The organism is Centipeda flueggei ATCC 43531, from assembly GCF_000160695.1.
In the GTDB taxonomy this organism is placed as follows: Bacteria; Bacillota; Negativicutes; order Selenomonadales; family Selenomonadaceae; genus Centipeda; species Centipeda flueggei.
The window spans coordinates 894,714-913,722 of sequence record NZ_GG694006.1; the positions used below are offsets into that span (position 1 = coordinate 894,714).

The 19,009-nt window shown below is 59.2% G+C and carries 17 protein-coding genes; all 17 read right to left on the bottom strand.

Features of this window, described 5'->3' with window-relative positions:
- Nucleotides 1-25: 25 nt before the first annotated feature.
- Nucleotides 26-1,183 (bottom strand): non-hydrolyzing UDP-N-acetylglucosamine 2-epimerase, encoded by a 1,158-nt coding sequence (gene wecB / locus HMPREF0908_RS04285; protein WP_040572409.1) that lies wholly within the window; start codon nucleotides 1,181-1,183, stop codon nucleotides 26-28.
- A 91-nt stretch (nucleotides 1,184-1,274) separates the two neighbouring features.
- Nucleotides 1,275-2,321, bottom strand: coding sequence for a glycosyltransferase family 4 protein (locus tag HMPREF0908_RS04290; protein ID WP_006690217.1), 1,047 nt, complete (start codon nucleotides 2,319-2,321; stop codon nucleotides 1,275-1,277).
- A 47-nt stretch (nucleotides 2,322-2,368) separates the two neighbouring features.
- Nucleotides 2,369-2,767 (bottom strand): RuvC family protein, encoded by a 399-nt coding sequence (locus tag HMPREF0908_RS04295; protein WP_006690218.1) that lies wholly within the window; start codon nucleotides 2,765-2,767, stop codon nucleotides 2,369-2,371.
- On the bottom strand, nucleotides 2,764-3,933 hold the full coding sequence (locus HMPREF0908_RS04300) for a DUF3084 domain-containing protein (RefSeq protein WP_040572410.1): 1,170 nt from the start codon (nucleotides 3,931-3,933) through the stop codon (nucleotides 2,764-2,766). Before HMPREF0908_RS04300 ends, HMPREF0908_RS04295 begins: the two co-directional genes overlap by 4 nt.
- 33 nt (nucleotides 3,934-3,966) lie before the next feature.
- On the bottom strand, nucleotides 3,967-5,067 hold the full coding sequence (locus HMPREF0908_RS04305) for an LptF/LptG family permease (protein ID WP_040572522.1): 1,101 nt from the start codon (nucleotides 5,065-5,067) through the stop codon (nucleotides 3,967-3,969).
- A 114-nt stretch (nucleotides 5,068-5,181) separates the two neighbouring features.
- Nucleotides 5,182-5,571 (bottom strand): biotin/lipoyl-containing protein, encoded by a 390-nt coding sequence (locus tag HMPREF0908_RS04310; RefSeq protein WP_006690221.1) that lies wholly within the window; start codon nucleotides 5,569-5,571, stop codon nucleotides 5,182-5,184.
- A 51-nt stretch (nucleotides 5,572-5,622) separates the two neighbouring features.
- A complete protein-coding gene (locus HMPREF0908_RS11020) occupies nucleotides 5,623-5,760 on the bottom strand; it encodes a hypothetical protein (protein WP_006690222.1) in 138 nt (45 codons plus the stop codon).
- An 18-nt stretch (nucleotides 5,761-5,778) separates the two neighbouring features.
- A complete protein-coding gene (mmdA, locus tag HMPREF0908_RS04320; protein ID WP_006690223.1) occupies nucleotides 5,779-7,308 on the bottom strand; it encodes a methylmalonyl-CoA decarboxylase subunit alpha in 1,530 nt (509 codons plus the stop codon).
- A 68-nt stretch (nucleotides 7,309-7,376) separates the two neighbouring features.
- Nucleotides 7,377-7,793, bottom strand: coding sequence for a methylmalonyl-CoA epimerase (gene mce, locus HMPREF0908_RS04325; protein ID WP_006690224.1), 417 nt, complete (start codon nucleotides 7,791-7,793; stop codon nucleotides 7,377-7,379).
- Nucleotides 7,794-7,835: 42 nt separating this feature from the next.
- Nucleotides 7,836-8,777 (bottom strand): methylmalonyl Co-A mutase-associated GTPase MeaB, encoded by a 942-nt coding sequence (meaB, locus tag HMPREF0908_RS04330; protein WP_006690225.1) that lies wholly within the window; start codon nucleotides 8,775-8,777, stop codon nucleotides 7,836-7,838.
- 129 nt (nucleotides 8,778-8,906) lie between these two features.
- On the bottom strand, nucleotides 8,907-9,302 hold the full coding sequence (locus HMPREF0908_RS04335) for a cobalamin B12-binding domain-containing protein (RefSeq protein ID WP_006690226.1): 396 nt from the start codon (nucleotides 9,300-9,302) through the stop codon (nucleotides 8,907-8,909).
- Between the two features lie 84 nt (nucleotides 9,303-9,386).
- Nucleotides 9,387-11,033, bottom strand: a complete 1,647-nt coding sequence (locus HMPREF0908_RS04340) for an acyl-CoA mutase large subunit family protein (protein ID WP_006690227.1) — start codon at nucleotides 11,031-11,033, stop codon at nucleotides 9,387-9,389.
- A 107-nt stretch (nucleotides 11,034-11,140) separates the two neighbouring features.
- On the bottom strand, nucleotides 11,141-12,637 hold the full coding sequence (scpC, locus tag HMPREF0908_RS04345; protein WP_006690228.1) for a succinyl-CoA:acetate CoA-transferase ScpC: 1,497 nt from the start codon (nucleotides 12,635-12,637) through the stop codon (nucleotides 11,141-11,143).
- Nucleotides 12,638-12,933: 296 nt separating this feature from the next.
- The gene (locus HMPREF0908_RS04355) at nucleotides 12,934-13,596 is read right to left on the bottom strand and encodes a redox-sensing transcriptional repressor Rex (RefSeq protein ID WP_006690230.1); all 663 of its coding nucleotides are present in this window, start codon (nucleotides 13,594-13,596) and stop codon (nucleotides 12,934-12,936) included.
- A gap of 2 nt (nucleotides 13,597-13,598) precedes the next feature.
- Nucleotides 13,599-14,963, bottom strand: coding sequence for an O-antigen ligase family protein (locus HMPREF0908_RS04360; protein WP_006690231.1), 1,365 nt, complete (start codon nucleotides 14,961-14,963; stop codon nucleotides 13,599-13,601).
- A 4-nt stretch (nucleotides 14,964-14,967) separates the two neighbouring features.
- Nucleotides 14,968-16,269: a bifunctional folylpolyglutamate synthase/dihydrofolate synthase gene (locus HMPREF0908_RS04365; protein WP_006690232.1), complete on the bottom strand. Its 1,302-nt coding sequence runs from the start codon at nucleotides 16,267-16,269 to the stop codon at nucleotides 14,968-14,970.
- Between the two features lie 9 nt (nucleotides 16,270-16,278).
- The gene (locus tag HMPREF0908_RS04370) at nucleotides 16,279-18,942 is read right to left on the bottom strand and encodes a valine--tRNA ligase (RefSeq protein WP_006690233.1); all 2,664 of its coding nucleotides are present in this window, start codon (nucleotides 18,940-18,942) and stop codon (nucleotides 16,279-16,281) included.
- Nucleotides 18,943-19,009: the final 67 nt, after the last annotated feature.

Sequence of the window (19,009 nt, forward strand, 5' to 3'; positions counted from 1 at the left end):
CCTCCTCTCCGCACCTGTCGCCTGTTCACGCACTGCGAAAGGGCTCGGGCGGTGTGTGAATATGTCCGGCATGATAGAGAATCGCCTCGATGATGCGGCGCGCCGCCTTCCCATCGCCGTAGGGATTGACTGCCTCCGCCATTTCCGCGTACGCCGCTCGATCCGTGAGGAGACGCTTCGTCTCCGCATAGACACGTTCCTGCGCCGTACCAATGAGATGCACTGTCCCCGCTGTCACTGCTTCAGGACGCTCCGTCGTATCGCGCAGGACGAGCACAGGCTTGCCAAGCGCGGGAGCTTCCTCCTGAATTCCGCCAGAGTCCGTGAGAACAATATCCACACGTGCCATGAGATTGGCGAACGGCTCGTACTCGAGCGGGTCGATAAGATGGACGTGTGCCAGCCCGCCCAGTTCCTCACGTACGATCTCGCGCACCTTCGGATTGCGGTGCACAGGGAATACGACCTCTACATCCGCCGTCTCGTCCACGATGTTGTGAATGGCGCGGTAGACATGGCGCATCGGCTCGCCGAGGTTCTCGCGGCGATGCGTCGTCATGAGGAGGACGCGGTGATGTTCAAAGTCTACCTGGGCAAGCTCGGGCGGAAGGACATAGTCAGAACGTACCGTATGGTGCAAAGCATCAATGACCGTATTGCCCGTGACGAAAACACGCTGCTCGGGCACACCCTCTGCCGCAAGATTATCATGTGCCGTCGGTGTAGGCGCAAAGTGCAGAGTTGCGATGCCGCCTGTGAGGCGGCGATTCATCTCCTCGGGAAAGGGCGAATAGATATTGTGCGTCCGAAGCCCTGCCTCCACGTGTCCGACGGGAATCTGATGGTAAAAAGCAGCGAGAGCCCCCGCAAATGTCGTCGTCGTATCCCCGTGGACGAGGACGAGGTCGGGGCGATCCTTCTGAAACACTTCGTTGATGCCCTGCATCGCACGTGTTGTAATGTCAAAGAGAGTCTGTCCCGCCGCCATGATATTGAGATCATAATCGGGGGTAATGTGAAAGAGGCGGAGCACCTGATCGAGCATCTCCCGATGCTGTGCCGTCACGAGCGTCTTTGTCTCAATCTCCTCCGGATGACGCGCCAGCTCCATGACGACAGGCGCCATCTTGATTGCCTCCGGGCGCGTGCCAAAGATCGACATGACTTTGATTTTGCCGGTCATTCTCCTCTGCTCCTCTCTGCGCATAGCAGGATAAAATGTCGTATGTGTCCCCCGTGTGAACGCCTCGTTCCGCAAGTGATCGCGGGGCAGGCTACTTCTGCGGCGCATCCATGCCGAGGATGCCCAGCTTGCGTGCGCCGACGAATACCGCTGCCGCGACGATCAGAATAATGAGTGTCGCCGCCTGCATGCTGACCGCCGTCAAGGCAAGTGCACACAGGCCGAACAGTGCGCTGACGACGTACATGAGCAGCACCGCCTGTTTCTGACTGAATCCGTGGGCGAGGAGGCGGTGATGCAGATGCCCCTTGTCGGGTTTAAAGATCGGGCGATGATTGCGTGCGCGCCGCACGATGGCAAACGTCGTGTCGAGAATCGGCAGTCCAAGGGCGAGAATCGGCACGATGAGCGCGATGGTCGCCGCGCTTTTGACCGCACCGACAACGGAGATGCCCGCGAGCATGAAGCCAAGGAACATACTCCCCGTATCCCCCATGAAGATGCGCGCAGGGTTAAAGTTGTAATAAAGGAAGCCAACGGCAGCACCCGCCAGAGCAATCGTAACCATGGCGACCGTCGGAATCCCCTCCTCCATGGCGACGAGGAAAATCGTCACCGCAGCAATGGAGGAAATCCCTGCCGCCAGTCCATCGAGTCCATCGATGAGATTAACGGTATTCGTCAGCCCGACGATCCAGAAAATCGTGGCAGGAATCGCAAGAAACTCGAGATAGATATAGTCGCCGAGCGGGTCAGTGATCACATCAATGCGTACATCAAAGCCAATAACGACCACCGCCGCCGCAGCGATCTGCCCGAGCAGCTTCACTTTCGCCGGCAGATCACAGTAGTCATCAATGATGCCGATGGCGACGATGATCGTGCCGCCGGCCATCAGCCCGATGAGGCTCATCATATACTCAGCCGAAAGGTCAACAAACGTGAGCTGAATGAGGATGGATACCATGAATGCCGCATAGATTCCAATACCGCCGATGCGCGGAATGGGGCGCACATGCACCTTGCGCGCATCAGGTTTGTCAAGTGCGCCTGTGCGGCGGGCAAACGCAATGACGACAGGCGTCACCAAAAGTGCAACGCCGAGTGCGGCCAGAAAGGCTAAGATATTATCGGGCATGAATGATTGCTCTCCTTAAAGAAGTACTTCAGTAACTTCATCTTACTCTATGAAGATAGCACTGTCAAATATCGCTGTGCGAGAATAACGGCGACAAAGTCATCGACAGGTACGGGCGGCACGAGCATTCCGCGCGGCACGAACCGCCGCCAGCCGCGCGGCGGATGCGCCGCCCAGTAGGCACACTTGGCCGCGTCTGTCGTTCGGTACTCATCGACGAGGTTGACTTCATGTCCAAGCTCCTCCACACATGCCTTTGCCGCCGCGCTTGTCGTCCCATTGCCCATAATCACCGTCGGCGCATACCGCTCCAACAGCGCTCCCGTTACATCGGCAAGCCGCGCTGTCGGTATGACCTCCTGCAGCAATACCGTTCCGTCCGCCGCAAGGACAGCAACGCCGCATTTCTCACGTCCCGGATCGATGGCGAGAATATTGCCGCTCAACTGCTGCTCTCACTTTCCACTTTGAAGCGCAGGCGCAGGGGGCCAAGGGCATCCGTATCCCCTGCCGCATAGGCAGAAAGCACCACATTGCCCGTGTGGGACATCAGCTCCTGCACCAGTCCATAGAACTCTGCTCCCTCGATTACGCCAACGGTTCCGCGAATCGGATCGGGAAGAATCCCCTTGTCCGATGCTGCCTCATTGACCTCACGCAGAAAGGAAACGACGGCAGCTTCTGCTGCAGGTCCTTGCCCTTCCGGCGCGTAGACACGTGCTGCAACGAGTTCACCGCTGCGATAAATTGTACGGTTTGGATACAATTCGATGGCTGCGCGAATCTCATCGCCGCGCACAAGGTTTCCCGATGCAACGATGCGCACGATCATCTCCACGGGACTTTCCGTGATGGTACGAACGGCAGCATCGTACTCAGGACGATAGATCCATATATCCTGATCTGTATGATTTTCCCCGAGCCGTGTGGAGATATTGCGTGTGCCGAGCTGGACAATGCCTGCCAGTCCACGCTCCACCTCGTCATGTGTCAGTCCTGCGGGAATGGTGCCGCTCGCGATGATCTCACCCGCCTGATAGACAATATTACCTTCGCGCAGATTCAGGATATTCTCACGCAGGACATTCGCACGCACGCCGAGTTCGTCAATATCCGTCAGGAGCTTGGCGTTCTCCCCCGAAAGACGCCCATTAAGCGAGATCAGGCCTTCCTTTTCCATCATGAGCGCACGGTTGCCGGCCGAAAGGCGATCCGACTCCGCACGCAGATCATCCTGCTCACTGCGCAGTCCTGCAATTTCATCCTCGGACTTTGCGAGCTCGTCATCTGCCTGCTGCTTGGCATCCTCCGCTGCAGTGAGAGCCGCCGCCGTTGTCTCAAGTGCCGCACGCGTATCTGCAATCATAGCGTTCAGCCGATCCATACCGAAGAGTGCCGTACGCACATTCTCCGATGCCGCCGCCATGATGCCGAACGTCACCGTCGTGATGCAGATGCCCGTAAAGATCGTGACGACCACTGCTGTATGGCGAGGCCGCAAGCCGAAAATTGTGAGTTTTTTCTTGCCAATGCGCGTTCCGAGGCGGTCACCGATGAAGGCGATAACACCGCCGACAACCGCCAGCACCAGAATCAGTGTTACCCCGTACATGATGTCCCCCCTTTGCTCGATCAAGTGCTTCTGTCACTGCGATGCACGGCGCAGCAGAATCCCGCCGGCAAAGATACCGACAATATTCGGTATCCATACGGCGAACATTGGCGGAAGTACCCCGCCGCGCGCAAGTGCATTGCCCATGGTCATCAGTGCATAATAAATAAAAATGATGATAACGCTCATGGCAAACCCTGCCGATGAGGAGTTGCGTGTCGGCTGAAGCCCAAGCGGAACACCGATCAGCGTAAAGATCAGGCTCGCCATGGGGACGGAGACGCGCTGGTACAGCTCCGCCTCCAGTTTATTCGTGTTGACATACTGTGTCTGCATGAGCGTGATCTGATGCCGCAGCTCCCGCATCGTCATTTCCTCGGGTGCTTTCTGCTCGCGGATGATCTGCCGCGGATTCTTCTCTACGGGGAGTACCTGTGTCTCAAAGTGCATGCGCCGCTCAAGATGTTCGTCCGCGATATCGTAAACATCTCCCTGATGCATGATCCACTCAGATCCCGTCCACTCGGCATACTCGGCATTCTCAACGTGAGACACCTTGCCGTCCGCGCCGAAGATCTGCAGACTGACCCCCGTCAAATGCTGCTGCTCGGCATCATAGGAACGCGCATAGACCAAGCGTTTAATCTGCCCGCCCTCGATCTCCTTGATGATGACGTGCTCCTGCGACTTCATGCCGGAGTTGCCCTCGATCTCGTAGTAGATTACGTTGCGGTATGCCGTATTTGCGCGCGGCACAACGTGCTCATTGAAGAGAACCGCACCGACGCTGACGACAAAACCAAGCAGGATCGCGGGGGCAGCGATGCGCCCAAAACCGATGCCGCATGACTTCATCGCTGTGATCTCACTCGATGAGGAAAGCCTGCCAAACGTCAGGAGGCTCGCAAGGAGCATCGACATAGGGAACGTCCACATGACGACGCCGGGCAGACTGAACACAAAGATTTTAATGACAGACGGCAGAGAGGCACCATAGTCCGTAATGTACTGTGCAATACGAAAAAGCGTACCCGAACCGATAAAAACAGCTGAGAACGCACAGATGGCAAAGAGAAAAGACAGGAATACCTCACGAAATATATACTTATCAAGGATACGGATTTTCAGACGCATATACTCCCCTTCGCTGATGCAGAATCGCATCCAGTTCATTTTATCATTTTCAAACGCCCTTGACAAGGATACAAAAAGAGCCTCCGCAGAGGCTCTTCAGAAAGCTTTCTCAGATTAGCCAAGGATGACGAGCGAGTCACGCACCTTGACCGACTGGCCCGCCGTGACATTGATCGCCTTAACCGTGCCGTCAGCATCTGCAGCAATCTCGTTCTGCATCTTCATGGCCTCGAGGATAAGGAGCGTGTCGCCTGCCTTGACCGACTGACCGACCGAGACCTTGACCTCAACAATCTTGCCCGGCATCGGTGCGTCCACCGAGCGCTCACCGGCAGCAGCAGCCTTCGGTGCGGCAGCGGGAGCAGCCGGAGCAGCAGCCTTCGGCGCAGCAGCCGGAGCAGCGGCCTTCGGTGCCGCAGCGGGCGCAGCAGCACCCGCAGCGCGCACTTCCTCAACCTCAACTTCATAAGCAGTGCCGTTGACCGTGATGTTGAACTTTTTCATGTGTGATTCCTCCAACGCTAAAATTGACAATACTCTTATCCCGCAGGACGCTCAGCGCCTGCTGCGGTTGGCAAGCGTCCAGACCTCGGCGGGTTTGACGCTCACAGCAACGACCTTGTTGCCCGTCGTCGCCTGGACGGCGGCGGTAATGGCGGCGATGACTTCGGGCGCCACATTGTTTGCAGCCATTCTATCCCTCCTGCTGAATCAAAGCGGAATGTTCCCGTGCTTCTTCGCGGGGTTGTCTTCACGCTTGCTCGAAAGAGCGTTGAGTGCCGTGATGATGTAGGGGCGCGTCTCGCTCGGCGTGATGACCATGTCGATGTAGCCGCGCTCTGCCGCCTTGTACGGGGTTGCGAACTCCTCGATGTACTCTGCCGTACGTGCCTCCTTGTCGGGATCCTTGCGGAAGATGATGTTTGCCGCACCCGCAGGTCCCATGACGGCGATCTCAGAGGTCGGCCATGCCATGACCTGATCGGCACCCAGCTCGCGGTTGCACATGGCGATGTAGGAACCGCCGTACGCCTTGCGCGTGATGACCGTGATCTTGGGTACGGTTGCTTCGCTGTATGCGTAGAGCATCTTCGCGCCGTGGCGGATGATGCCGCTGTACTCCTGATCGACGCCCGGCAGGAAGCCCGGTACGTCGACGAGGTTGACGAGCGGGATATTGAACGCATCGCAGAAGCGGATGAAGCGCGAGGACTTGTTCGACGCGTCGACATCGAGGCAGCCTGCCATGACGTTCGGCTCGTTTGCAATGATGCCGACGGTACGTCCGTCAAAGCGTGCGAAGCAGCAGATGATGTTCGTTGCGAAGTACTGATGCACCTCGTAGAACTCGCCGTTGTCGACGAGGCTGCGTATGACATCCTTCATGTCATACGGTGCGTTCGGGTTGTCCGGCACGACCGTATTGAGGCTCTCATCCTGACGATTCGGATCGTCGCCCGTATCCACGCGCGGCGTTTCCTCCATGTTGTTGCTCGGGAGGAAGGAGAGCAGGTAGCGGATCTGCTCGATGCAGTCCTCATCGTTCTCCGCCGCGAAGTGTGCGACGCCGGAGCGGGAGTTGTGCGTCATCGCACCGCCAAGCTCCTCCGCCGTGACCTCCTCCGCCGTGACGGACTTGATGACGGCAGGTCCGGTGATGAACATCTGGCTCGTGTTCTTCACCATGAAGATGAAGTCCGTGAGTGCCGGGCTGTAGACCGCGCCGCCCGCGCAGGGTCCCATGATGACGGAGATCTGCGGAATAACGCCCGATGCCTTCGTGTTGCGGTAGAAGATGCCGCCGTAGCCCGAGAGCGCATCGACCGCCTCCTGGATGCGTGCGCCGCCCGAATCGTTAATGCCGATGCAGGGTGCGCCCATCTTCATGGCGAGGTCCATGACCTTCCAGATCTTATGTGCGTGCTTTTCGCCGAGCGAGCCGCCCTCGACCGTGAAGTCCTGGGCAAATGCGTAGACGAGACGTCCGTCAATCGTGCCGTAGCCCGTCACAACGCCCTCGCCGGGCAGTTCCTTTTTCTCCTGTCCAAAATTGGTGCAGCGATGGCGCACGAACATGTCGAGCTCGACGAAGGTGTCCTCATCGAACAGCAGGTTCAGGCGCTCACGTGCAGTGAGTTTGCCCTTGCTGTGCTGCTTTGCGATGCTCTTTTCACCACCGCCCTGCATGAGATGCTCTTTTTTCGCCAGCATCAGCTCAATTTTTTCCTGGACTGTGGACATTCTATCCCTCCTGTATCTCTGTCAAATCCTCGGGATGCCCGAGGAGATCAACTGCGGCAGTGCGCTGCTCAGCGATCCGGATGCTCACAGATTTCGAGGAGAACGCCCTTCGTCGCCTTCGGATGAAGGAAGGCGATCTTTGCGCCGCCCGCACCGATGCGCGGCTTCTCGTCGATCATGCGGACGCCCTTCGCCATGAGGTCGGCAATGGCGTTCTCGATGTTGTCGACGCGCAGGGCAACGTGCTGGATGCCCTCGCCCTTCTTCTCGATGTATTTTGTGATCGGGCTGTCAGGCGCCGTGCCGATCAGCAGCTCAATCTCACTGCCGTTCGGCGTCGGATGAAAGGTCGTCGTGACCTTCTGCTCTGCGACGGTCTCCTGATTCGTGCAGGGAATGCCGATGATGTCCGACCAGAGTTTCTTTCCTTCTTCGAGATCCTGTACGGCAATGCCGATGTGATCTACACCAAGAATTTTGAACATGTCAAACTTCCTCCTTGGAGAAGTGCGTCTCTGCGCACTCACTCACTTCGTTAACATTTCGCTCATGACCCCGCCCACTACGGTGTAAGGGTCGGTCTCATGCGCCTTGATTTGCGCCACATAGTCGTCCAGTCGTCCCGTATCGACGATGCGGCTCTCGATGCTCCGCCGTACGCCCGCATGGAGGATGTCGAGCATCTCATCGCGCGTGCGGCGGGTGCGCCGCTCGGCAAGCACGCCGTTCTCCTCGATGTGGCTGCGGTGCTCCTCGATTGTGTCGACGAGCTCCGTGATGCCTTCGCCGCGGTTCGCGACGACCTTGCGGATGGGCGGACGCCAGTCAGACATGTGATCGTCCAGATCGAGCATCATGTTGATCTCGCGGACGAGCTTGTCTGCCCCGTCGAGATCGGACTTGTTGATCGCGAACACATCGCCGATCTCCAAAATGCCCGCCTTGATCGCCTGAATGTCATCGCCCATGCCCGGAATCAGCACAACCATCGTCGTGTCCGCCGCCCGCACAATATCCACCTCGGACTGCCCGACGCCGACGGTCTCGACAAAAATGACATCTTTGCCGAACGCATCCATCGCCTTGACCGCATCTGCCGTCTTGTGGGAGAGGCCGCCGAGGCTGCCGCGTGTGCCCATGCTGCGGATGAAGACGCCCTCGTCGAGCGTCAGGTCATTCATACGGATGCGGTCGCCCAGTATGGCGCCGCCGGAAAAGGGGCTTGTGGGGTCGACGGCAATGATGCCGACGGTCTTTCCGCGCTTTCTGTACTCCTTGGCAAGCTTATCCGTCATCGTGCTCTTGCCGGCACCCGGCGGACCCGTGATGCCAAGGACGTAGGCATGACCGGTATGCGGATAGAGCGCCTTCATGATGTCGGTGGCATCCGCCCGCTCATTCTCGATCGCCGTAATGGCGCGCGAGAGTGCCAGGCGATTGCCCTTCAGCACCTCGGCTGCAATATCCATACGCCCACCTCCTTCGCGCTGTGATTTCATAAGAACATAGGGAATGGATGACCGGACAATCGGATTGCCTGTCATCCATCCTTTCAGGAAAGCACCGCACGAGGCAGTGTCTCCAAGCGAATCAGGCGCTTATGCCTTCACATGTTCCTTGATGAAATTCACAACGTCGCTCGTCGGTGTGCCCGGCGTGAAGACCTCGGCAATGCCCGCTGCCTTCAGTGCAGGGATGTCGCCCTCGGGGATGACGCCGCCGCCGATGACGAGGACGTCGTCCATCCCCTTCGCACGGATGAGCTCGACAACCTTCGGGAAAAGATGCGGATGCGCACCCGAGAGGATGCTCAGCGCAACGACGTTGACGTCTTCCTGCAGAGCAGCCTCGGCGATCTCCTCCGGCGTCTGGCGAAGTCCCGTGTAGACGACCTCAAAGCCGGCATCGCGCAGGGCGCGTGCGACGACCTTCGCGCCGCGATCATGACCATCCAGACCCGGTTTTGCAACGAGCACTCTGATTTTTTCTGCCATTTTCTATTCCTCCTGAACGGAGCCGCCGCACTCTTCGTGCGGCGTCCCCTGTGCATTCATCCAACAGCCGTTCGCGCGTACCGCTTAGAGATTGACGTGTGCCTCGTACTCGCCGAACACCTCACGCATGACACCGCAGATTTCGCCGAGTGTCGCGTAGGTCTTGACCGCTGCGAGGATATGCGGCATGAGGTTCTCGTGCTCGTCGGCGCAGGCCTTCTTGAGCGCGGCAAGGGCTGCCTGAACGGCGGCGTTGTCGCGCTTTGCCTTCATGGCCTCGACCTTTGCCTTCTGCTTCTCGCCGACGGAAGCGTCCACCTTGAGGAGGTTCTTTGGAGCTTCCTCCTCCACCTGGAACTTGTTGACGCCGACGATGACGCGTGCACCGGACTCGACGTCCATCTGCCACTTGTACGCGCTGTCCTGGATCTCTTTCTGGATGTAGCCCTTCTCAATCGCCGCAACCGCACCGCCGAGATCGTCGATCTTCTTGATGTACTCCCACGCCTCTTTCTCGATGCGGTTCGTCATCGCCTCGACGTAGTAGGAGCCGGCGAGCGGATCAACCACATCGGCAAGTCCGCTCTCGTACGCCACGATCTGCTGCGTACGGAGGGCAACCATGACCGACTCCTCCGTCGGAAGCGCGAGCGCCTCGTCACGAGAGTTCGTATGGAGCGACTGCGTGCCGCCCATGACCGCCGCTGCGGTCTGGAGCGCGACGCGGACGATGTTGTTGTTCGGCTGCTGTGCGGTGAGCATCGAGCCTGCCGTCTGCGTATGGACGCGGAGCATCATGGATTTCGGCTTCTCTGCATGGAAGCGCTCCTTCATGACCTTCGCCCAGATGCGGCGGGAGGCACGGAACTTCGCGACCTCCTCGAGAACGTTGTTGTGTGCGTTCCAGAAGAAGGAGAGGCGTCCGGCAAACGCATCGACGCTGAGGCCTGCCTTGATCGCAGCCTCAACGTAGGCAATGCCGTCCGCGATGGTGAATGCAATCTCCTGCGAAGCCGTGGAACCGGCCTCACGGATGTGGTAGCCCGAGATGGAGATGGTGTTCCAGTTCGGGACGTTCTTGGAGCAATATTCAAAGATGTTTGTGATGAGGCGCATAGACGGGCGCGGCGGGAAGATGTACGTACCGCGTGCCGCATACTCCTTCAGAATGTCATTCTGGATGGTGCCCTTAAGCTTGTCCGCCGAGACGCCCTGCTTCTCTGCCACAGCAATATACATTGCGAGCAGGACGGATGCAGGAGCGTTGATCGTCATAGACGTGGAGACCTTGCCGAGATCGATCTGATCAAAGAGGATCTCCATATCGGCAAGGGAGTCGATCGCGACGCCAACCTTGCCGACCTCGCCCTCGGAGATCGGATCCGTGGAGTCGTAGCCGATCTGCGTTGGGAGGTCAAATGCACAGGAAAGTCCCGTCGCACCGCTCTCGATGAGGTAACGATAGCGCTTGTTGGACTCCTCCGCCGTGGAGAATCCTGCGTACATGCGCATCGTCCAGAAGCGTCCGCGGTACATCGTCGGCTGCACGCCGCGCGTGTAAGGATAGACGCCGGGGAAACTGATGTCCTCTGCATAGTCCGTCTCCTGGATATCGAGCGGGGTGTAGAGGCCCTGCTCGGGGATGTGCGGACGTGCCGGGAACTTTGCCGTGGCTTTTTCTACGGCAGCATTGTACTTGTCAAGCTCCGCCTGGATCTTTTCATTGCTCATGAAAGTCTTCTCCTTTACCTTTTACAGTTCTCATTGGGTTATATAATATATACTGTGGACGGGAGCGCAGATACCGCGCTCCCGAAAGCACCGATGGATACGTCGGATTACTTCTGCATCGAGCCCGTTGCGAGGAAGCGCTGATGGAAGGACAGCGCCTCGTCCAGCAGATGCGGTGTCTGTGCACCCTTCGTTGCGGCAAGGGCGCGCTCGTAGTAGTCGAGCAGGAGCGGACGGAAGTCCGGGTGTGCGCAGTGGTTGATGATCTCAAGGGCACGCTCACGCGGGCACTTGCCGCGCAGGTCGGCAACGCCCTGCTCCGTAATGACGACGTCCACATCGTGTGCGCTGTGGTCGACGTGCGAACAGAACGGAACGATGGACGAGATCTTGCCGCCCTTTGCCTCGGACTGCGTATAGAAGATCGTGAGGTAGGCGTTGCGTGCGAAGTCGCCGCTACCGCCGATGCCGTTCATCATCTTCGAGCCCGTGACGTGCGTGGAGTTGACGTTGCCGTAGATGTCGACCTCGATCGCCGTGTTCATCGCAATGACGCCGAGACGGCGGACGACCTCTGGGTTGTTCGAGATCTCCTGCGGACGGAGCATCATGATCTTCTTGTACTTGTCGATGTCCTTGTAGAAGCGCTGGAGACCCTCAGGCGACGGCGAGAATGCCGTGCCGGACGCAAATTTCAGCTTGCCCGCATCGGCGAGGTCGAACATGCCGTCCTGGATGACCTCAGTGTAGACCTCAAGATCGGTGAAGTCGGAGTTCACAAAGCCCGCGATAACGGCATTCGCCACGTTGCCGACGCCCGACTGCAGCGGAAGCAGCCCCTTGGGCATACGCCCCTCGGCGATTTCCTTCTTGAGAAAGTCGACCGTGAACGCACCCATTTTGCGTGCAATATCATCGACCGGTGCAAGAGCGCGGGTCTTGTCCGTGATGTCACAGGGGACGATGTATTTGATTTTCTCATGCGGACATGGAATGAACGTCGTGCCGATGCGGTCGCCCGCCTTTGTGATGGGGATGGGCAGACGATTCGGCGGATCGAGCGGGATATAGATGTCATGCATTCCGACGAGTTCCATCGGCTGGCTCGTGTTCACCTCGACGATGACCACATCCGCACTCTGAACGAACGACGGGGTATTGCCGACCGAGGTGGAAGGGATGATGCCCTCGTCTGTGATGGCGACCGCCTCCACGAGGGCAACATCGATCTTGCCGAGGAAGCCTTCGCGCGACTGCTGTGCCACCTCGGAGAGGTGCATGTCGATATAGTTGATCTTGCCGGAGTTGATTGCGCTGCGCAGTGCCGTGTTCGTCTGGTACGGGAGGCGCTGCTTGATCCCCTCTGCCTCTGCGAGTGCACCGTCGAGCTCAGGGCCCGTCGAAGCCCCCGTCCAGATATTTACTTTGAACGGATTCTTCTTCATTCGTTCAGCGATGGCAAGCGGCACTGCCTTCGGATAGCCGGACGGAGTGAAGCCGCTCGCGCCGATGGTCATACCGTCGGCAAAGTACTCCGCTGCCGTCTCCGCGCTCACAATTCGATCCGTCAGGGACTTCGGTACGCGATCGGAAATATCGATCATAGAATAACCTCCCTCAGATACAGCGGACAGTAATACATGCCGCCGTCGCCCATGAATGCTCTCCTGACGCAGTCGGCGCATAATTCCGACAGGAATTTTGAATCCTCCCACTCCTCTTGCAAAATCTTCTGCAACAGCGATGGTATAAGGCACTCGGAATAACTGTGGATTATCATATCCGCCTGCGTCAATTATATCTTTCCTAAGAATATCACGAAAAAAAAATGCCGTCAAGATTACATTGACGGCATTTTCTGTGAATTTCTAAAAAAACAGAAAGAGCAGTTCGGCTTCCTTTAATTTTTTTCAGACAACACGTCGCTTTCCCCACCGCGATGTGCCAGGTAGTAGGAGAGTGCACTCAGCCCCACCGACAGATCCTCGCTGACGAAAGGGATGGACGGCGGCACGTGCAGCTTCACGGGAGCAAAATTCCAGATGCCGCGGATGCCCGCCGCGATGAGCTGATCTGCAGCGATCTGCGCTTGTGCAGCGGGAACAGCAATCACACCGATCTGAATATTCCGCTCGGCGATGATCTCCGCAAGATAGGCGATGTCCTCCACGCGCCGTTCCCCGACGCGCGTCCCGATAACCACGGGGTTGCTGTCAAAGATCGCCGCAAGGCGGAAGCCGAGGCGCGCGATGCCCTGATAGTTCGCGAGCGCCGCACCCAGATGTCCCATTCCGACAATGGCAAGGCTGAGGTGCTGATCGAGGCCGAGGATGCCGCCGATGCTCTCTTTGAGCTCTGCAACATAATAGCCGACTCCCTTTTTGCCGAACTGCCCGAAGGCAGTGAGGTCCTTGCGGATCTGTTCGGGATTGATCGCAAGGCGCCGTCCAAGCTCCTCGGACGAGACGATATCGCCGCCTTCGTCACTGAGCTGGCGCAGGCAGCGGTAATAACGCGGCAGACGGTCGACCGTCGCCTTGGATATCGATGGACGTTCCTGCATGGTTATCCTTCCTTCATCTCCCCCGCAATCGTATGCACTGCCGCAGCCATGGCGGCGAGCATCCAGAGCAGCATGGAGGACGGTATGTTAAAAAGAAGATGATCCGTCAGCCCGTTCAGCGCAACGGAGATCATGGCCAATCCTAACCCTAACCCAATTCCTTCGGCCAGCCTTTTGCTCCGCCACTCCGCCAGTGCCTCACGCACATCGGCGACAGCATTCCACTCGTGTTCATGCGCGGCAAGCACGTCTGCCCACGGCGGTGTTTTGCGCGGCAGGCGAAAGGCATGGATCATCGAGCCAAAGAAGAACCAGAGGAAGGCAAGTGCTCCCGGAACGCCGATCTCTGCCGCATAGTTCAGGTACATATTGTGTGCATGAACGATCTGTACGGGTGCGCCCTGCAAGTAGAAATCGTACTCGGGGTAGACCATAAAGTACATGCCCCAGCCAATGCCAAGAAAGGGATGATCGAGAATCATCGCAACCGTGCTCTCCCAGAAGGCGAGCCGCATCTCCGAAGAGGTGTCGACGCGCGTAAAGACGGAGAGCAGACGATCCGACAGGACTGGGTCAAAGAAGAGGACCCCCGCGCCAACGACGACGATGCCGAGGAGCACGCGCCAGTCACGCAGTACACCATACCCCGCCAAGAGGATACCGATCACGAGGCACGCACCGCGCGCATAGGTCATGCCGAGGCACGCGAGCGCCATGACAAGAAGCACGAGGGCCAGCCCGCGCCGCCATCCCGGCAAAGCGGCAGCAAGCCCGAGCGCAAGGCAGACGACGATATCGAGATAGCCTGCGAGGATGTTTGGATTCTCCCATGTTGAGAAGACACGCTTGGAGAGCTCGGGAAACGACGCACCGTCCACCCATTTCATCGCAGAGATGTCAATGCCGAAGACGAACTGATAAAAGCCGTAGAGGATGACGAGAAGCGCCGCCGCCGCCATGGAGATGACGACGGGACGCAGATCCTCTGCGCTCCGCAGGGTCTGTCCCGTGAGCAAATAGGTGAGTGCGTAGATTGGCACGAGGTGGGAATAATTGTAAAAGCTGAACGCCATATTGGGCGCAACAGCGACCGACAAGAAGGCGATCACGACAAAGAGGAGGGCGGGCGCATCGTACGGCAGCCGCCGCAGATGAAACGTCGGATCGATGCGCAGGCGCACGCAGAGTGCCCCGCAGCCGACGAGGAGCACCGCCATTGCCGCGAGCGGTACGAGCGGAATCAGAAACGCCTCTGCGATGAGCGCATACTGCATCGTGCGCGCCATGCGTTCGCTCCAGCGCGTGCGGCGCAGCGTGCGCCGCCGCTCACGGAAATAATCTTTTCCTTTTTCTTTTCCCTTCCCCATCCGCTCACCTCCCTGCGAGAAGACGGGTACGGATACCACCCACGAGGTAGAGTGATCCTGCCGCGACGAGCAGCGCATCCGCTGCGTGTGCGCGCGCAAGCGCCTCTGAGAGGCCCGCCGCAGGGTCACCTGCTGCATGTGTGACTGCCCCCATGCCCGCCGCCACAGCGGCGACGAGATCCGCGCCCGCAGCGCGCTCCGAGTTGGGGCGTACGGTCACGACCTGATCGCCGGGGCGCAGAAGAATCGCCAGCATGCGGTCGATGTCCTTGTCCTTCAGGATGCCGAGCAGAAAGACGCGCGGCTGCGCAGGAAAATAGGCGTCGAGCCCCGCGCGCAGGGCCTGCATTCCGGCGGGATTATGCGCGCCGTCCACGACGACAGTCTGTCCCCCGCAGGAGAGGATCTCAAAACGTGCGGGATGATGCACCGTACGCAGAGCCGTACGGACAGCGTCCTCGGTGATACGCTCATCCTCAGGAGCCATAAGCTCCGCCGCCATGATGGCGAGCGCGGCGTTCTCCGCCTGATAGGGTCCCGCAAGAGCGATTTCAAAGGGTTCCGGTGCACGAGAGACGACGGAGTGGAACGAAACGCACTGACCGCCGTTCTCCATACGGAGCATCTGCGCAGAAAAGTCCTCCCCATAGACGAAGAGGTCGGCGCCCAGCTCCTCCGCGCGTGCCGCAATGATGGAAAGGGGCTCGCCCGCTGCCGCCGTAATGACGGGCACGCCCTCCTTGATGATGCCCGCCTTATGCTCCGCGATGCCCGCGAGCGTACCGCCGCAGCGGTCGGCATGATCCATTGCCACATTGGTGATGATCGTCAGTTCCGGCAGGACAACATTCGTCGAGTCAAGCAGCCCGCCGAGCCCCGTTTCGACCACGGCGACCTCCGCCTTTTCTTCCGCAAAATAGAGGAAGGCGAGTGCCGTCAGTGCCTCAAACTGCGTGGGATGTTCATGCCCCTCCGCCGTCATGGCATCGGCCGCCGCGCTCACGCGCGTAAGAAGCGCCGCAAACTGCTCCTCTCCGATCTCCTCTCCGCCGACGCTCATGCGCTCCGTATAGGAGACGAGATGCGGCGAAAGGTACCGTCCGGATCGGATGCCGGACGCGCGGCATACGGCGTCCATCATCTGCGTGACGGAGCCCTTGCCGTTTGTTCCTGCGATATGAATGACGCGATAGCTGCGCTCAGGATGTCCGAGCCGTGCGCATAGCTCCTCCATGCGCGCGAGTCCGAGGCGGATGCCGAAGGTATTCAGTTCATCCAGATAATGCAGTGACTCCTCATAGTTCATCGAATCACCTCAGAGCTTCTCGAGATCCGTGAGGCGCGTCCGTATGAGGGCGATCTTCTCCTCATAGCCCGCCAGCTTCTCGCGCTCTGCGGCAACGACGGCAGCAGGAGCCTTCGATGTAAATCCCTCATTCGAGAGTTTGCCCGTCAGGCGTGCAATCTCCTTTTCGAGATTCACACGCTCCTTCGTCAGGCGCGCCGTCTCCTTCTCCACATCAATCAGCCCCGCGAGCGGCAGATAGACCGCCGCGCCCGCGAGTGCCCCCGTCACCACATTCTCCGGATCGGGGGCATCCGCCGCGAGAAAGGAGACCTCCGAAGCGGATGCGAGGGCAAAGAAGTAGTTCTCATGCGCGGCAAACACATCGGCGAGTGCCGCGTCGCGCACGCGCAGGATGAGCGCGCTCTTTTTGCTCGGCGGTGTGCCGAGCTCCGCACGCAGATTGCGCGTCGTCTTAATGACCTCCATGATCGCAGTCATCGCCTGCTCTGCCGCCGTGTCGACGGCGGATTCCATGACCGCCGGCCACGGGGCGCGCATAATGCTCTCGCCCGCATGCGGGAGTTTCTGCCAGATCTCCTCCGTGAGGAAGGGCATGAAGGGATGCAGAAGGCGCATCGTACGCTCCAGCACGGTACGCAGAACATAGAGCGCCGTATTCTTCGCGCGGACATTCTCCTTGTCATAGAGGCGTGCCTTCGTCAGCTCGATGTACCAGTCGCAAAACTCGCTCCACAGGAACTCGTAGATCGTGCGTCCCGCCTCACCGAGCTCATAGTGCTCGAGGTTTGCCGTCACGTCGCGCGTCGTCTCCTCCGCGCGCGAGAGGATCCAGCGGTCGGCGAGTGTATAGTCCTCCGCCGTCGGCACGAATGATGCGTCCGATCCCTCGAGATTCATCAGCATGTAGCGCGAGGCATTCCAGATCTTGTTCGCAAAATTGCGCGCCGCCTCGACGCGCTCCCAGTAGAAGCGCATGTCGTTGCCGGGCGTATTGCCCGTGATGAGCATGAAGCGGAGCGTATCCGCACCGTACTTTTCAATGACCTCCACGGGATCGATGCCGTTGCCGAGGGATTTCGACATCTTGCGCCCCTCGCTGTCGCGCACGAGCCCGTGGATAAAGACATCGCGGAACGGCACATCGCCGCCGAAGCGCAGTCCCATCATGACCATGCGCGCCACCCAGAAGAAGATGATGTCATAGCCCGTCACGAGCACCGACGTCGGATAGAAATGACGCAGATCGACCGTCTGCTCCGGCCAGCCGAGCGTCTCGAACGGCCAGAGGGCGGAGCTGAACCACGTGTCGAGCACGTCCTCGTCCTGGTGGAGGTCCGTACTGCCGCAGTGCGGGCACGCCGTGAGGTCGTCACGCGATACGGAGGTCTCGCCGCAGTGCGCACAGTGCCACGCGGGGATGCGGTGTCCCCACCAGAGCTGGCGCGAGATGCACCAGTCGCGAATATTTTCAAGCCAGTTTTCGTAGATTTTCGTGAAACGCTCGGGGACAAAACGGATCCTGCCGTCACGCACCGCCTCAATCGCGGGCTTCGCGAGGCTCTCCATGCGGACGAACCACTGCTTCGATACGAGCGGCTCGATCGTCGTCCTGCAGCGCGAACAGTGTCCAACGGCGTGCTCATGCTGTTCCGTGCGCACGAGGGCGCCCGTTTCCTCGAGCTCCTTCACAAGTGCCTTGCGGCACGCATAGCGGTCCATCCCCACATAGCGTCCCGCGTTCTCGTTCATCGTGCCGTCGGCATGGATGACGATGATCTGCTCGAGATTGTGTCGCTGTCCCATTTCGAAGTCGTTCGGATCGTGCGCAGGCGTCACCTTGACTGCGCCCGTTCCGAAGGCAGGATCGACGTAGGCATCGGCAAAGAGCGGGATGCGGCGTCCCACCACGGGCAGGATCAGCGTCTTGCCGACAAGCGCCTTGTACCGCTCATCATCGGGGTGTACCGCGACGCCCGTATCGCCGAACATCGTCTCGGGGCGCGTCGTCGCGATCTCCACATAGTCGTCCGTGCCCTCAATCTGATAGCGCAGATGCCAGAGGTGTCCCGCCTCCGTCTCATGCTCGACCTCGATGTCCGAGATCGCCGTCATGCAGGAGGGGCACCAGTTCGTGATGCGCGTCCCCTGATAGATCAGGCCCTGCTCATAGAGACTGACAAAGACCTCGCGCACGGCGCGGGAACATCCCTCGTCCATCGTGAACCGCTCGCGGTCCCAGTCGCAGGATGCGCCGAGCATCCGCAGCTGATACATGATGCGGTCGCCGTACTGCTGCTTCCAGTCCCAGACACGCGTAAGGAACTTCTCTCTGCCGAGGTCAAAGCGCGTCGTGCCCTCCTCACGCAGTGCTGCCTCCACCTTTGCCTGCGTTGCGATGCCCGCATGGTCGCAGCCCGGGATCCAGACCACGTTCTTGCCGCGCATCCGCTGGTAGCGCACGAGGATGTCCTGCAGCGTATTGTCGAGGGCGTGTCCCATGTGGAGCTGCCCCGTCACGTTCGGCGGCGGGATCACCACGCTGTACGGCGTACGGCTCTCATCTGCCTCGTCATGAAAGAGCTTATGCTGCTCCCAGTAGTCATACCATTTCCGCTCAAAGCTCTGCGGGTCGTACGTCTTTGGAATATTGGCACCGGATTCCTGACTCATCGATCTATTCCTCCCGAAAGAAACGCCCTCGTCCCGCAGGGACGAAGGCGTCCGCTCATCTATGAAT

Coding starts and splice junctions, on each gene's coding strand:
- HMPREF0908_RS04365 (WP_006690232.1), bottom strand. CDS start 16,269: ATGAACTATGAGGAGTCACTGCATTATCTGGATGAACTGAATACCTTC.
- mce (WP_006690224.1), bottom strand. CDS start 7,793: ATGTTCAAAATTCTTGGTGTAGATCACATCGGCATTGCCGTACAGGAT.
- HMPREF0908_RS11020 (WP_006690222.1), bottom strand. CDS start 5,760: ATGGCTGCAAACAATGTGGCGCCCGAAGTCATCGCCGCCATTACCGCC.
- HMPREF0908_RS04335 (WP_006690226.1), bottom strand. CDS start 9,302: ATGGCAGAAAAAATCAGAGTGCTCGTTGCAAAACCGGGTCTGGATGGT.
- meaB (WP_006690225.1), bottom strand. CDS start 8,777: ATGGATATTGCAGCCGAGGTGCTGAAGGGCAATCGCCTGGCACTCTCG.
- HMPREF0908_RS04305 (WP_040572522.1), bottom strand. CDS start 5,067: ATGCGTCTGAAAATCCGTATCCTTGATAAGTATATATTTCGTGAGGTA.
- HMPREF0908_RS04360 (WP_006690231.1), bottom strand. CDS start 14,963: ATGGGGAAGGGAAAAGAAAAAGGAAAAGATTATTTCCGTGAGCGGCGG.
- HMPREF0908_RS04340 (WP_006690227.1), bottom strand. CDS start 11,033: ATGAGCAATGAAAAGATCCAGGCGGAGCTTGACAAGTACAATGCTGCC.
- HMPREF0908_RS04300 (WP_040572410.1), bottom strand. CDS start 3,933: ATGTACGGGGTAACACTGATTCTGGTGCTGGCGGTTGTCGGCGGTGTT.
- scpC (WP_006690228.1), bottom strand. CDS start 12,637: ATGATCGATATTTCCGATCGCGTACCGAAGTCCCTGACGGATCGAATT.
- HMPREF0908_RS04290 (WP_006690217.1), bottom strand. CDS start 2,321: ATGCCCGATAATATCTTAGCCTTTCTGGCCGCACTCGGCGTTGCACTT.
- HMPREF0908_RS04310 (WP_006690221.1), bottom strand. CDS start 5,571: ATGAAAAAGTTCAACATCACGGTCAACGGCACTGCTTATGAAGTTGAG.
- HMPREF0908_RS04370 (WP_006690233.1), bottom strand. CDS start 18,942: ATGAGTCAGGAATCCGGTGCCAATATTCCAAAGACGTACGACCCGCAG.
- mmdA (WP_006690223.1), bottom strand. CDS start 7,308: ATGTCCACAGTCCAGGAAAAAATTGAGCTGATGCTGGCGAAAAAAGAG.
- wecB (WP_040572409.1), bottom strand. CDS start 1,183: ATGACCGGCAAAATCAAAGTCATGTCGATCTTTGGCACGCGCCCGGAG.
- HMPREF0908_RS04355 (WP_006690230.1), bottom strand. CDS start 13,596: ATGCAGGAACGTCCATCGATATCCAAGGCGACGGTCGACCGTCTGCCG.